The sequence below is a fragment of the Lacinutrix sp. C3R15 genome (assembly GCF_018860825.1).
Classification (GTDB): Bacteria; Bacteroidota; Bacteroidia; order Flavobacteriales; family Flavobacteriaceae; genus Oceanihabitans.
Map to the genome: position 1 here is coordinate 251,116 of NZ_JAHKPZ010000004.1, position 14,813 is coordinate 265,928.

Genomic DNA, 14,813 nt, shown 5'->3' on the forward strand with positions numbered 1-14,813 from the left:
ATAATTTAATATACAAATGAAAAAAATATATTTAACAATAGTCTTTGTACTTGTGGTTTTTATAAGTGCAAAAGCACAACAAGACCCTCAGTACACACAGTACATGTATAATATGAATGTTGTAAATCCAGCATATGCAGGATCTAAAGAAGGAGTAGCATTAGGGTTATTATATCGTTCACAATGGGTTGGTATAGAAGATGCTCCAAAAACAGCAACCTTTTCTGTGCATAGTCCTGTTGGAAAAAACGTAGGTTTAGGTTTGTCTGTTGTTTCAGATCAAATTGGTCCTGTTGAAGAAAATAATATATATGCAGATTTTTCATATACCCTTAATTTAAATCAATCTCATAAATTAGCATTTGGTTTAAAGGGAGGAGCAACTTTTCAAAAAATAGGATTGTTTAGCCAAGTAGGTAATGGTTATGTTCCAGATGCAAATGATGAAGCGTTTGGGCAAGATACCAACAATACACATTTAAATTTAGGAGCAGGAGTATTTTACTATACAGATCATTATTATGTGTCTTTAGCAGTGCCAAACATGTTAAAAAACACCTATCTTGATGTTACAAACAATGGCCAAGAATATCAATATGGTTCAGATGTTATGCATTACTTTCTTTCTGCTGGTTATGTTTTTAATCTATCAGAAAACACTAAATTTAAACCATCTTTCTTGTTAAAATCTGCATTTGATGCACCAACCTCTTTAGATGTTTCTGCTAATGTGTTATTTTTTGATAAATTAGAACTAGGTGCAACTTATCGTTTAGAAGATGCTATAGGAGCAATGGTGAATTTTGCAATAACTCCAGAATTACGAATAGGTTACGCTTATGATTATACCACCTCAGAATTAGATGTTGTCACTTCGGGTTCACATGAAATAATGCTGTTATTCGATTTAAATTTCCCTAAAAAAGTATCTATTTCACCTAGATTTTTCTAATAAAAAAAACAGTTAAAAATGAAAAATATTCTTAGTCTTTTTTGCTTCTGTTTACTTATAACAACAAGTTACAGTCAAAACAAATATTCAGTACAAGCAGACGAACTTTATAATACTTATCAATATGTAGACGCCATTGAAGCGTATCTTAAAATTGTAAAAGCTAAAAAAGCAGATAGCTATGTTTACAAACAATTAGCAGATAGCTATTATAATGTTTTTAATATCTCTGAAGCCGCTACATGGTATGCAAAAGCCATAGATAAAAAACAAGATGCAGAAACCTATTATCGTTATGCCCAAGTTTTAAAATCTCAAGGAAATTACGAAGAGGCAAACAAACAAATGAATGTGTTTTCTAAAATGTTACCAGAAGATTTAAGAGCAAAAGAGCATTTAATAAACCCTAATTATATACCAAAACTTGCAGATGAATCTAAATTTTTTGATGTAGAAAGCACAACAATTAATGATGAAGAGCAAAGTGATTTTGGAGCTATTTTATCTAATGACAATATTCTATACTTTGTTAGTACAAGAGATAATGGCAAAAAAGAAGATAATTGGACAAATAATCCATATTTAGATATCTATAAAACGAATAGAAATGAAGATGGTACATTTACAGACCCTGAAGCTGTTAATAGTTTAAATACACCTTATCACGATGGTCCAATTACCTTAAGTGAAGACGGAAAAACAATGATTTTTTCTAGAGATGGACATAGTGAAGGTGTTTATAAAAAAATAGATAAAAAACAAATTAAACTATCACAACAAGGCTTGTATAAAGCAACTTTAGTAGATGGGAAATGGAAAAATATTGAAGCTTTACCATTTAACAGCAAAGACTATTCTGTAAGCCATCCAAGCTTAAGCAAAGATGGAAAAACGTTATACTTTGCATCTAATATGCCTGGAGGTTTAGGGAATACAGATATTTGGAAAGTAACTATAAATAATGGTGTTTTTGGTACGCCAGAAAATTTAGGACCTCTAGTAAATACAGCAGACAAGGAAGGTTTTCCTTTTATTAGTGATAATAATATTCTTTATTTTTCTTCAAGAGGAAAGAAAGGGTTTGGAGGATTTGATATTTTTAAAGTAGATCTTAATAAAAAAGAAGAGGCTATAAACTTGGGAAAGGGGATTAATACTAAAAGTGATGATTTTTCTTTTAGTATTAATACCGAAAAAAAATCAGGATTCTTTTCATCTAATAGATCAGGAGTAGATAATATTTATTTAGCAATTCCTATCTGTCAATATCAAGTAATAACTTTGGTGCAAGATGCAAAAACAAAGCAACTTATAGCTCAAGCAAATGTTTCCATTTTAGATGCTAAAAATAATATAATTGCAACGCAAACAACTAAAGAAGGAAAAACAAGCTTTCAAGTAATCTGTGAATCTAATTATACTATTCATGTAGAAAAAGAAGGTTACCAAAACCTATCCATTCCTATAAATCGAGAAGATAAAGATGAAGTTGAGGTTAGTGCTTCATTAAAACCTATTGTTAAAGATGCCATAGAGGAAATGATTACAGACAAAGAAGTGAAGCTTAATAATATTTACTTTGAGTTTAATAAAAGTAACATAACATATCAAGGTGCTAGTGAATTAGATAAACTAGTAACTATTATGAAAGCATATCCAGAAATGGAAATCTTAGTTCGTTCACATACAGATACCAAAGGTAGCGCTTCTTATAATTTAAAGCTATCTGAAAGAAGAGCCCAAGCAACGATGCAATATGTAATTTCTAAAGGAATTAGTAAAAACAGGTTATCTGCAATAGGTTTAGGAAGTAGTGAGCCTAAAATAGATTGTAAGTCTAACTGTACAGATGCAGAAGATGCTCAAAATAGACGCTCAGAGTTTTTGATAGTAAAAAAATAGTTGATTGTTAGTGGTGAAAGTTAAGCATTATCTAATTTTTTGCAAGTTAATTTTTAGCTAATAATGAAGAAAAGATGGCAATGAAAAAGTTTTTAATTTTTGGGTTTTTAGTTCTCTTGGTTGCTCAAGTTCATGCACAGGAACCAAATGATTGTGTAAATGCTATAACTGTTTGTGGTAATGGAAATTTTTCATCTAATGCAAGTGGTATTGGAAACACACAAGAAGTTTCTGGTTGTGGTGGTTCTGAACATAATTCGTTATGGTTAGAAGTGAATATCGTTCAAGCAGGAACTCTAGGTTTTAATTTAATTCCTGATGATCCAGATATTTTGGTCGATTATGATTTTTGGGTATATGGTCCAGATAGGCTATGCTCAAATTTAGGAAGCCCTATTCGTTGCGCTACAACAAACCCTGATGCAGCGGGTCTTTCAAATAATCACACAGGAATAAATGGTAGTACAACTTTAACTCAAACTGGTCCTGGAGCTAGTGGAAATGGTTATGTGTATTGGCTATCTGTGCTTCCTGGGCAAACGTATTATTTAGTAATTGACAGACCTCATGGAGATGGTGGTTTTGAAATAGAATGGACAGGAACAGCTATGGCTGGCACAGGGGCTTTTCCTACACCTCCAGCAGCAAATTCTATTGATGATGTTATTGCTTGTAGTGGTACTCCAGATGTGTCTATCTTCAATTTAAATGGTTTAAGTAGTAGTATTAGTAATGATTTAGCAAATGAAACCGTTCAGTATTACGAAAATTTAGCTGATGCTACAGATGGTGTTAGTCCTTTACCAGGTATTTATGTAAACAGTTCTAATCCGCAACTAATTTATGCTAAAGTTTTATCAAGTGTTACAGATTGTTATAGCTTGGTTGAATTTAATTTAGTTGTTTCAGAAATACCAGATGCTACGGTTTCTGTTTCCGATACAGATATCTGTGAAGGTGAAAATGTGACATTTAATTTTTCAGGAACACCAAATGCAGTGGTAAATTACAACATAAATAGTGGTACTACACAACAAATTGTTTTAGATAATGCAGGAGTAGCAACTTTAACGCAAACACTTACCGTTAATACAACCATAACTCTAGAAAATGGCCAAGTTGTTGATGGGTCTGGAACTATAATTTGTTCGCAAATACTAGTAGATAGTACTACTGTAACGGTAAACCCTAATCTTACACCAACATTTACGCAAGTAGCTGCCATTTGTAGTGGAGATGCCTTAGCAGCATTGCCAACTACATCTAATAATAGTGTAACAGGAACCTGGAGTCCAGCTATAGATAATACAACCACTACTACCTATACCTTTACTCCTGATGCAGGACAATGTGCTACATCAGAAACCATGACTATTACGGTTAACCCAAACCTGACTCCGACATTTACTCAGGTACCAGCCATTTGTAGTGGAGATGCCTTAGCAGCATTGCCTACAACTTCAAATAATGGTATCACAGGAACTTGGAGTCCTGCTATAGATAATACAGCAACAACAACGTATACCTTTACGCCAGATGCAGGACAATGTGCGGTTACAGAAACCATGACTGTTACTGTAAGTTCTAATATTACACCAATATTTACACAAGTAGCTGCCATTTGTAGTGGTGAAACTTTAGCAGCCTTACCAATTACATCAAATAATGGTGTTACAGGAACTTGGAGTCCAGCTATAGATAATACTGCAACTACAATCTACACATTTACACCAGATGTAGGGCAATGTGCGGTTTCAGAAACTATGACCATTACGGTAAACCCAACGGTTACTCCTGTATTTACTCAAGTAGCACCAATCTGTAGTGGTGAAACCTTAACAGCCTTACCAACTACATCAAATAATGGTGTTACAGGAACTTGGAGTCCAGCTATAGATAATACAACCACTACTACTTATACTTTTACACCAGACGCAGGACAGTGTGGTGTTACAGAAACCATGACTATTACAGTAAACCCAAGTGTATTACCAACGTTTACGCAAGTAGCACCGATCTGTAGTGGTGAAACCTTAACAGCCTTACCAACTACATCAAATAATGGTATCACAGGAACTTGGAGTCCTGCATTAGATAATACAGCAACCACAACGTATACGTTTACGTCAGATGCAGGGCAATGTGCAGCAAATACAAGTATGACCATTACTGTAAACCCAACGGTTACCCCTGTATTTACTCAGGTAGCACCAATCTGTAGTGGTGAAACTTTAGCAGTCTTACCAACTACATCAAATAATGGTGTTACAGGAACTTGGAGTCCTGCTATAGACAACACTGCAACAACAACGTATACCTTTACTCCAGATGTAGGACAATGTGCGGTTTCAGAAACTATGACCATTACCGTAAACCCAACGGTTACTCCTGTATTTACTCAAGTAGCACCAATCTGTAGTGGTGAAACTTTAGCAGCCTTACCAACTACATCAAATAATGGTGTTACAGGAACTTGGAGTCCTGCTATAGATAATACAACCACTACAACTTATACTTTTACACCAGACGTAGGACAGTGTGGTGTTACAGAAACCATGACCATTACAGTAAACCCAAGTGTGTTACCAACGTTTACTCAAGTAGCTGCAATATGTGAAGGAGATACCTTAGCAGCATTACCTACGACGTCAAACAATGGTATCACAGGAACTTGGAGTCCTGCATTAGATAATACAGCAACAACAACGTATACATTTATGCCAGATCCTGGACAATGTGCAGCTACTGCTAGCATGACGATAAGTGTAAATCAAAATATTACACCAACCTTTACACAGGTAGCGGCAATTTGTAATGGTGATACTTTAGCAGCATTACCAACCACATCAAACAATAATATTACAGGAAGTTGGAGTCCTGCTTTAGATAATACAAACACCACGACATATACCTTTACTCCAGATGTAGGGCAATGTGCGGTTTCTGAAACCATGACAATTACTGTAAATCCAACGGTTACTCCTGTATTTACACAAGTAGGAGAAATTTGTAGTGGTGAATCCCTCGCGCCATTACCAACTACTTCTAATAATGGTGTAACAGGAAGTTGGAGTCCTGCATTAGATAATACCACCACAACAACCTATACCTTTACGCCAGATGCTGGACAGTGTAGTGTTACAGAAACCATGACAATTACTGTAAACCCTATTTTAATACCTGTTATTTCTTCTGTAGACGGGAATACGCTTTGTGTGGATTTTCTAACGAATGAGGTTCAAAATGCAATTACGCTACAAAGTGATTTACAAAATACCAATTATACTTATACTTGGTATTTAAATGGCGTTGTAATTCCTGGAGCCAACCAAAGCACGTATACAATTAATACGAATGCTCCTGGGCTTTACACGCTTTCTATAGAAGAAATTTTACCAACAGCTAATTGCACTTCAGATATAAGTGAAGCTTTTGAAGTGATACAATCAGGACAAGCGGTTTTAGTAAGTGTAACGCAATCAGAATCCTTTGCACCTAACCCTTCTATAAACGTAACTGTAGATGGGTATGGAGAATATTGGTATCAATTAGATGATGGTCCTATTCTAGATAATGGAGGTGTTTTTACTAATGTTAGTACTGGTGAGCATACTATTTATGTGTATGATAGAAAGACAGGAACACCATCTTGTGGTTTTATTACTATTGAAGATATTCTTGTAATTGATTACCCAAAAATGTTTACCCCTAATAATGATGGGTATAATGATACTTGGAATGTTTTTGCTGTTAGTGGTTTACCAAATACTAAAGTTACTATTTTTGATAGATATGGTAAGGTTTTAACACAGTTACAGTCAAACTCTCCTGGTTGGGATGGAACTTTTAAAGGGGAGCCATTGCCAACAAGTGATTACTGGTTTGTATTAAACTATGAAGAAGATGGAGATATAAAAGAATTTAGATCACACTTTACTTTAAAAAGATAAAGGTTAAAATAAAAAACCCTGTACAAAACTGTACAGGGTTTTTTATGTGAAAAAAAAATTTATTATTAGTGGAGTAGCTTCACAACATCTTTTGCAAAATAACTAGCAATGATGTCTGCTCCAGCACGTTTAATAGCTGTAATTTGTTCTAGCATCACAGCATCATGGTCTAACCATCCTTTTTCTGCAGCTGCTTTAAGCATTGCATATTCACCAGAAACTTGATATACTGCAACAGGAACATCTACTTCGTTTTTAATTTCGCGTACAATATCTAAATAACATAAACCAGGTTTTACCATTACAATATCTGCGCCTTCATCAATATCCATTTCGGTTTCACGTATGGCTTCAAAACGATTTGCATAATCCATTTGATACGTTTTTTTGTCTTTAGGAATGTCTTGAGAGTCTACAGGAGCAGAGTCTAAAGCATCACGAAAAGGACCATAAAAAGCAGAGGCATATTTAGCAGAATAACTCATAATTCCTGCATCTGTATAGCCTTCGTCTTCAAAAGCTTCGCGTATAGATAAAATACGACCATCCATCATATCACTGGGTGCAACAAAATCTGCTCCAGCTTCTATATGAGAAACACTCATTTCTGTTAAAACATCTACACTATCATCATTAACTACTTTTCCATTTTCAATAATACCATCATGCCCATAAATAGAATATGGATCTAATGCTACATCTGTCATTACCAGCATCTCCGGACAAGCATTTTTAACGGCTTTTATAGCACGTTGCATTAATCCGTTTGGGTTTATTGCTTCGGTTCCTTTATTGTCTTTTAAATGGTCTGGAACTTTTACAAAAAGTAATACCGATTTTAAGCCTAGTTTCCAAAGTTCTTTAACTTCGGTTTGTAATAAATCTAAACTGTAACGGTAGTAATTTGGCATAGAAGCTATTTCTTCTTTAACACCTTTTCCTTCCACTACAAATAATGGTACTAAGAAGTCGTTTGGTGAAATAATAGTTTCTCTAACTAAGCTTCTAATAGCTTGGTTTGTTCTTAATCTTCTATTTCTTTTAATAGGATACATAATATATTAATTTTTGGCATAACCTAAGTAATACCATTTGTTGTTTTGTTTGATAAAAGCAGATTTTTCATGAATGACATCTACCTTTCCGTTTTCATAAAAATAGGCGCTAAAGGTAACTGTGCCTTCTTTGTCATTATCTAAGCCTTTAGTGGTTTCTTGCACTTCTAGTTTAATCCACTCTACAGATTTTGCCCATTTTACAATTTCTTTTTTTTCAGATAAGGGTCTTGTAGAGGCGTGATGCGTTGCCATTAAATAGTCGCCATTTGCTAAAACAAAAGCACTATATCTAGAGCGCATTAATTGTTCTGCTGTTTTTGTTTTTCCATTATTTAAATGGTAGACTTCACAGCATGTTTTGTAACTCTTATTATTTCCACAGTAACAATTCATATTACACCCAGTCTTTAGGATTTTGTAATACGTTAATTAATCGTTCTTCTTCACTTCCTGCTTCTGGATGATGATTGTAAACCCATTGTACATGTGGCGGAAGACTCATTAAAATACTTTCAATTCTTCCGTTTGTTTTTAGACCAAAAAGAGTTCCTTTATCGTGTACTAAATTAAATTCTACATAACGACCACGGCGTATTTCTTGCCAATCGCGTTGCTCTTTGGTGTATTTTAAATCTTTTCTTTTTTCTACAATAGGAACATAAGCTTCTAAGAAACTATCGCCAACTTGAGTAACAAAATTGTACCATTTTTGCATGCTCATTTCTTCGGAAGCTTTGCAATAATCGAAGAATAAACCACCAATACCACGACCTTCATTTCTGTGTGTATTGTAAAAATATTCGTCGCAACGCGCTTTGTATTTTGGGTAAAATTCAGGGTTGTGTTTGTCGCAAGCTGTTTTACAGGTAGTATGAAAGTGTTTGGCATCTTCATCAAACAAATAATAAGGTGTAAGGTCTTGACCACCACCAAACCATTGGTCTACAATATTTCCTTCTTTATCATACATTTCAAAATAACGCCAATTGGCATGTACTGTGGGTACCATTGGGTTTTTAGGGTGTAGTACTAAACTTAAACCACAAGCAAAAAAATCGGCATCTTCTACACCAAAATATTTTTGCATAGAGTCTGGTAATTTTCCGTGCACACCAGAAATATTAACGCCTCCTTTTTCAAAAACATTTCCGTTTTCAATGACACGTGTTCTTCCGCCACCACCTTCAGGGCGTTTCCAAATGTCTTCTTGAAATATTGCTTTGCCATCTATTGCTTCTAATCCTGAAGTAATACTGTTTTGTAAATCTTGTATGTATTGGTAGAATTTATTTTTCATTATATAATTCGTATAGCTCCATATCTAAAGGGTTTTCGCCTACTGGAGTAAATTCGTTTTTCAAGGTTTTTATCCATTTAAAACTATTGTTTTCTGCTACTTTTACACTAGGAATATTGTTTTTATGTACAATAATTTGAAGTGTTTTTAAATTTAAAGTCTCAAAAGCATATATGGATAAGTACTTGACTGCTTTTGAGGTTAAGCCTTTGCCTTCAAAATTGTAATCCATACAGTAGGCAAATTCCCCTTGTTGTTTTTTGTAATCTATTTCTTTAATATAAATTATTCCTGCCAATACTCTGGTTTTGGTTTGTTTTAATGTGAACAGGAATTCTTCTTTATTTTCAAACTGTTTTACTTTTTTATCGACAAACAATTGCGATAAAGTTGGTGTAAGGTTTTGTTTTAATGTTTTGGGAAAATAGCGTTGTAAACGGTCTTGATTTGCAACTATAAAATCACAGATTTTCCATGCATCTCCATTAAGGATTGGGTTAATTTCAAAATCATCAAACTGCATTTTCATTAGATTGCATTTTTGCTTACAGATTCTTCTTTTAATAGGTTTACTGTGCTTATGGAAGCTGCAGTAACACTAAGTGGTAAAACTAAAATTACACCTAATACAGGAATTAATAAAAAGAGTATAAAAACAATACCATTACCAATGGCAACACCTCTGTTTTTTTTAATAAACTGTATGCTTTCTCTATATTTAAAGTGTCGTTCTAAGGTATAATCCATATTACCAAAACCAGCATAATAAGCTTGTAATAAGAATAATAAAACGGTAGAAAATATATTAACAATGGGAATAAATTTAAGTACTAATAAAGGGATGGTAAATAAAAGTTCTTTTCCTAAATTTCTAATGTTTATACGTATTCCGCGCCATAATTGTTCTTGAAAGGAAGTATCTCTGTGCGAATGGCTTTCTATTCCTGTGAGATGTGCTTCAATTTTTTCGGAAACAGGGCTCATAAATGGCGCAGAAAGTGCCATGATAATGTGTTTGTATAGTATTAAACCAATTGCTAAAACTGCAATTGCGCCAATAACTGTTGAAATGGTGGAGAAGGTTTCTTTTCCCCATTCCCAAAACCATATTTTTGCTATAAACGCACCAATATTATCAGAAAAACCATAGGCGGTAACACCAATAATTATAGCTGTTATTACACTTATGATGATTGGTATAAAAAAGAATTTCCAGAGTTTTAATTGGGAAATTAATGCGAAACTATTTGCGTATGCTTTTAAGCCTTTTAGTATGTTTTTAACCATAGTCTTTGTTTTAAAACCAAGCCTTGCGTTAGCGATTGAGCTATTTGTTTGAGCTCCTCGCAGAGAGCGAGTAGTGAAAGCGCGACCTATTTTTTATACTTATTTGTTGCAATTTATAAGAAATTGTTACTTCAAAAAAATAGGTAACGCCCAAATTTTTATCTCTATTCCGTTGTAACGGAAAGCAAATTCACATGTTTAATTCTTTTGCCGAAGCAGTATCTTTCTTTTGGAAAGATTAAGAAGGGCTTTTGTACTCTTTTACCGCATCTATAAATGCCTTAGCGTTTTCTAACGGAATGTTAGGTAAAATACCATGACCAAGATTTACAATGTATTTGTCTTTACCAAAATCGTTAATCATTTGGGTAACCATTTTTTTAATTTCTGCAGGAGGTGAAAATAATCGTGTAGGATCAAAATTACCTTGCAACGTAATGTTTCCACCAGTTAAATAACGTGCGTTTTTAGCAGAGCAAGTCCAGTCTACACCTAAAGCTGCAGCGCCAGATTTTGCCATAGTGTCTAAGGCAAACCAGCAACCTTTACCAAAAGCAATTACAGGAGCGTCTTCTTTTAAAGCATCGATTATTTGTTGTATATATTGCCAAGAAAATTCTTGATAATCAGTAGGAGAAAGCATGCCTCCCCAAGAATCGAATACCTGAACAGCATTACAACCTGCTTTTACTTTTTGTTTTAAGTAAGCAATGGTGGTATCTGTAATTTTTTGCAATAAACCATGTGCAGCAACTGGGTTTGTAAAACAAAACTCTTTGGCTTTATCAAAGTTTTTGGAGCCTTGACCTTGTACGCAATAGCAAAGTATGGTCCATGGAGAACCTGCAAAACCAATTAACGGAATTTCGTCATTTAGTTTTTCTTTGGTTGCTTTTATGGCTTGGTACACATAATCTAAAGCTTCTGTTACATCTGGTACAATAACATTGTCTACGTCTTTTTGAGAGCGAATAGGATTTGGTAAATATGGACCAAAATTAGGTTTCATTTGTACCTCAATATTCATTGCTTGCGGAATGACTAAGATGTCTGAAAACAGAATAGCTGCATCCATTCCGAAACGACGAATAGGTTGTACTGTAATTTCACTTGCTAATTCTGGTGTTTGGCAACGTGTAAAGAAATCGTATTTTGCTTTTATCTCCATAAATTCTGGAAGATAGCGTCCTGCTTGACGCATCATCCAAACTGGTGGACGTTCTACGGTTTCTCCTTTTAATGCTCTTAAAAATAAATCGTTTTTAATCATATTTTTGTCATTCCTACTAAGGCTGGAATTTTTTTATTGAAACTTTATTTTATTAATACAGATTCCTGTCTACGCAGGAATAACAAGTATATTAAACATAATGCTCATTGACCAATTGTATCACACTTTCTACGGTTGGTACTTTGGCGATACGTATGTCTTTAAAGTGTTTTTTTGCTTCTTGAGCAGTGGTTTCCCCAATGCAAAAAGCAATCATATTATCTTTTGCTGTATTCTCTTGTTTAAAACTTTGTACTGTAGACGGACTGTAAAATAAAACAGCTTCAACAGTATCTTTAATTTTTACTGCGTCATATTTTGTTTGGTAGGCTTCAACCTCATGAACAGTAATATTGTTTTCTGTTAGTATTGTTGGTAAAGCATCTAGTCTTAAATCGCTACAAAAATAAGTAACTTCTGTACCTTCAATATAATCTACTAGGTAGTCAGCAAGTTTTTTAGCGTTAGGCTCTACGTGTTTTACTTTACCAATACGTTTTTCTACCAAACGTTTTGTTCTACGACCTACGCAGTATATGTTTTGAAATTGTAATTCTACAGCAGAAAAATTTTGAAGTAATGCTTCTACTGCATTTTTACTGGTAATTATTACATTTTGTATAGGGTTTCTAACCAATTGTGGTTTTAACCTGTTGGTGCTTATTTTTATAAAGTCTGAGCTTTCTACACCTAAGTTTTCATTTACTAATAAACGTTGGTCTTCGGTAAGTGATTTTGTAGAGTATACTTTTGTTGGCTTGCTAACTTCATTAAGAGCATCCATTAATCTTTTACCACCTTTTTCTATTACGTAATTGGCACACCATTCTGCTAAATCATGATGTTCACCTAATTTTTTGCTACGTTGTACGGTTATTTTTTTGCTTCCGTTAGGACTTAATAAAACGCCATCAAAATGTATTTCTTCGTCTTTTATATAGCATAAAGCGCCAATAGGAGCCGTGCAGCCACCTTCTAAACGATTTAAAAACTCACGTTCAATTTGTGTACAGGTTTGTGTTTCTTCGTCGTTAATTTCGGTTAAAATAGCTCTTGTTTCTTCGTCTTCTTCTAGTGCAACAGCTACTATAGCACCTTGTGCTGCAGCAGGAATCATCCAATCTAAATTTAAAGCAGTTTCAGGACGTAAACCTAAGCGTCCAATTCCTGCTGCTGCAAAAATAGCAGCATCAAAATGTTCTGTTTCTTTTAGCTTTTGTAAACGCGTGTTTACGTTACCACGTATATCTTCTACAGTATGTGTTGGGTAACGGTTTAGCCATTGCGCTTTTCTGCGTAAGCTACTAGTAGCAATTACGGCATTTTTTGCGCCTAAAAATTCTTCGGTAGTTTTAAATACTAAAGTATCACGTACGTTACCACGTTTTAATACTGCTGCTTGTACAATACCTTTAGGTAAAACGGTTGGTACATCTTTTAAAGAATGTACAGCAATATCTATATCACCATTTAACATGGCAATGTCTAACGTTTTAGTAAAAATACCAGTTATTCCTAGCTCGTATAATGGTTTGTTTAGTTGTAAATCTCCAGTAGATTTTACAGGAACTAATTGTACGTTATGGCCAAGATGTTCTAATTGACTTTTTACTATGTTGGCTTGGTATAAGGCAAGTTCGCTATCGCGAGTACCAATTCTTATTGTTTTAGGCATTTTTTGTCGCTGTTTCTAGTTGAAACACTTTTTTTATAAGTTCTAGACTTTCGTCTGTAGAGATAGCATCATCTTTTAAGTGATGTGCAAAATGGTTTGTTATTTTTTGAATAATTTTATTACCAATAATTTCGGCTTGTTCTTCATTAAAGTTAGCCATTTTTTTACGTTGCGTATCTAATTCGGCATTTTTAAAGTCTTGTAATTTATGCTTTAACGCTTTAATTGTTGGTGCAAACTTTCTGGTTTCTAGCCAAGCGTTAAACTCGGTTTTTACCTCTTCAATTATTGTTTCGGCAAGCGGAATGTGCTCTTTGCGTTTCTCTAAAGTATTGTCTGTTATTTTAGATAAATGATCTAAATGTACTAAGGTTACATTTTCTAATTCAGCTACGTTATCATTTACGTTTTTAGGTATAGATAAATCTAAAATTAAAAGCGGTTTGTTGTTTTGAATTATGTGTTTGTCAACTGTTGGCATTTGTGCTCCTGTTGCCACAATTAATATGTCTGAAGTATGAATTTCTTCTTGTAAGTTACTGTAATCTTTAACTACTAGATTAAACTTTCCAGCAATAGCTTCGGCTTTATCTTTGGTTCTGTTAATTAAAGTTATTTGCTTGTTTTGAGAGTGTTTTACTAGGTTTTCGCAGGTGTTTCTTCCTATTTTTCCTGTTCCAAAAAGCAAAATATTTTTTTCAGAAACGTTTTCTACTTCATTTAAAATATACTGTACAGAGGCAAAAGATACAGATGTAGCTCCTGTAGAGATCTCTGTTTCTGTTTTAATGCGTTTGCTGGCTTGTATTACAGCATTAACTAAGCGTTCTAAAAAATGATTTAATAAACCTTCTTTTTTAGATTGTGAGGCTGCGTGTTTTAACTGTCCGATAATTTCAAAATCGCCTAAAATTTGGCTATCTAAACCAGAGCCAACTCTAAACATGTGTGAAATAGCATCTTTGTTTTTAAAAACAAAGGCAACTTTTTGAAACTCTTCAACTGTGCCAACAGTATTGTCACAAAGTAATTTTATAAGTTGAAAAGGGTGTTGTGCAAAACCGTAAATTTCGGTTCTGTTACATGTAGAAGTAACAACAAGGCTTTCTATGCCTTCTTGCTTAGCTTGTTCTAGTAAGTTTATTTTAGAATCGGTGTCTAAACTAAAGTGCCCACGAATTTTGGCATCTGCTTTTTTATAGCTTAAACCTATTGCGTAAAATGAATTGCCTTTAGAAATATTGTATTGCTCCATTACCTGATTTGGATATTACCAGACAAAAGTAAAGCGCTTATATCTATAAAAGTAACGCTAAAAGAACTTTTAGTGTCGTTTGTGGTTTTTTAGCGTTATTTTTTAATATTATATGAAAAATGTCATACTTTTGTAGGGATAACAACGTATTTTCGTGTTGCTGTTTA

General features: G+C 34.0%; 11 protein-coding genes. 3 read left to right on the forward strand and 8 right to left on the reverse strand.

Annotated elements, in window-relative coordinates; genetic code table 11:
- The first annotated feature begins 16 nt into the window (after positions 1–16).
- From KO494_RS01110 to KO494_RS01120, 3 genes are all read left to right on the forward strand, one after another.
- Positions 17–952, forward strand: a complete 936-nt coding sequence (locus KO494_RS01110; protein ID WP_215965739.1) for a type IX secretion system membrane protein PorP/SprF — start codon at positions 17–19, stop codon at positions 950–952.
- Between the two features lie 18 nt (positions 953–970).
- Positions 971–2,854 (forward strand): OmpA family protein, encoded by a 1,884-nt coding sequence (locus KO494_RS01115; protein ID WP_215965740.1) that lies wholly within the window; start codon positions 971–973, stop codon positions 2,852–2,854.
- Between the two features lie 80 nt (positions 2,855–2,934).
- The gene (locus tag KO494_RS01120; protein ID WP_252730210.1) at positions 2,935–6,804 is read left to right on the forward strand and encodes a T9SS type B sorting domain-containing protein; all 3,870 of its coding nucleotides are present in this window, start codon (positions 2,935–2,937) and stop codon (positions 6,802–6,804) included.
- Positions 6,805–6,869: 65 nt separating this feature from the next.
- Here KO494_RS01120 and hemB read toward each other — a convergent pair whose 3' ends face one another.
- The 8 genes from hemB to hemA all read right to left on the reverse strand — a co-directional run bounded on the left by hemB (position 6,870) and on the right by hemA (position 14,646).
- A complete protein-coding gene (gene hemB / locus KO494_RS01125) occupies positions 6,870–7,859 on the reverse strand; it encodes a porphobilinogen synthase (protein ID WP_215965742.1) in 990 nt (329 codons plus the stop codon).
- Between the two features lie 6 nt (positions 7,860–7,865).
- Complete coding sequence (locus KO494_RS01130) at positions 7,866–8,255, reverse strand: YchJ family protein (protein WP_215965743.1); 390 nt, start codon at positions 8,253–8,255, stop codon at positions 7,866–7,868.
- 1 nt (position 8,256) lies between these two features.
- On the reverse strand, positions 8,257–9,159 hold the full coding sequence (gene hemF / locus KO494_RS01135; protein WP_215965744.1) for an oxygen-dependent coproporphyrinogen oxidase: 903 nt from the start codon (positions 9,157–9,159) through the stop codon (positions 8,257–8,259).
- Positions 9,149–9,688, reverse strand: coding sequence for a GNAT family N-acetyltransferase (locus KO494_RS01140; protein ID WP_215965745.1), 540 nt, complete (start codon positions 9,686–9,688; stop codon positions 9,149–9,151). Before KO494_RS01140 ends, hemF begins: the two co-directional genes overlap by 11 nt.
- Complete coding sequence (locus tag KO494_RS01145) at positions 9,688–10,446, reverse strand: EI24 domain-containing protein (protein WP_215965746.1); 759 nt, start codon at positions 10,444–10,446, stop codon at positions 9,688–9,690. Before KO494_RS01145 ends, KO494_RS01140 begins: the two co-directional genes overlap by 1 nt.
- A 238-nt stretch (positions 10,447–10,684) precedes the next feature.
- The gene (gene hemE, locus KO494_RS01150) at positions 10,685–11,716 is read right to left on the reverse strand and encodes a uroporphyrinogen decarboxylase (protein ID WP_215965747.1); all 1,032 of its coding nucleotides are present in this window, start codon (positions 11,714–11,716) and stop codon (positions 10,685–10,687) included.
- Positions 11,717–11,807: 91 nt separating this feature from the next.
- Positions 11,808–13,391, reverse strand: a complete 1,584-nt coding sequence (gene hemC, locus KO494_RS01155) for a hydroxymethylbilane synthase (protein ID WP_215965748.1) — start codon at positions 13,389–13,391, stop codon at positions 11,808–11,810.
- Complete coding sequence (gene hemA, locus KO494_RS01160) at positions 13,384–14,646, reverse strand: glutamyl-tRNA reductase (protein WP_215965749.1); 1,263 nt, start codon at positions 14,644–14,646, stop codon at positions 13,384–13,386. Before hemA ends, hemC begins: the two co-directional genes overlap by 8 nt.
- Between the last annotated feature and the right edge of the window lie 167 nt (positions 14,647–14,813).

Coding starts and splice junctions, on each gene's coding strand:
- KO494_RS01110 (WP_215965739.1), top strand. CDS start 17: ATGAAAAAAATATATTTAACAATAGTCTTTGTACTTGTGGTTTTTATA.
- KO494_RS01115 (WP_215965740.1), top strand. CDS start 971: ATGAAAAATATTCTTAGTCTTTTTTGCTTCTGTTTACTTATAACAACA.
- KO494_RS01120 (WP_252730210.1), top strand. CDS start 2,935: ATGAAAAAGTTTTTAATTTTTGGGTTTTTAGTTCTCTTGGTTGCTCAA.
- hemB (WP_215965742.1), bottom strand. CDS start 7,859: ATGTATCCTATTAAAAGAAATAGAAGATTAAGAACAAACCAAGCTATT.
- KO494_RS01130 (WP_215965743.1), bottom strand. CDS start 8,255: ATGAATTGTTACTGTGGAAATAATAAGAGTTACAAAACATGCTGTGAA.
- hemF (WP_215965744.1), bottom strand. CDS start 9,159: ATGAAAAATAAATTCTACCAATACATACAAGATTTACAAAACAGTATT.
- KO494_RS01140 (WP_215965745.1), bottom strand. CDS start 9,688: ATGAAAATGCAGTTTGATGATTTTGAAATTAACCCAATCCTTAATGGA.
- KO494_RS01145 (WP_215965746.1), bottom strand. CDS start 10,446: ATGGTTAAAAACATACTAAAAGGCTTAAAAGCATACGCAAATAGTTTC.
- hemE (WP_215965747.1), bottom strand. CDS start 11,716: ATGATTAAAAACGATTTATTTTTAAGAGCATTAAAAGGAGAAACCGTA.
- hemC (WP_215965748.1), bottom strand. CDS start 13,391: ATGCCTAAAACAATAAGAATTGGTACTCGCGATAGCGAACTTGCCTTA.
- hemA (WP_215965749.1), bottom strand. CDS start 14,646: ATGGAGCAATACAATATTTCTAAAGGCAATTCATTTTACGCAATAGGT.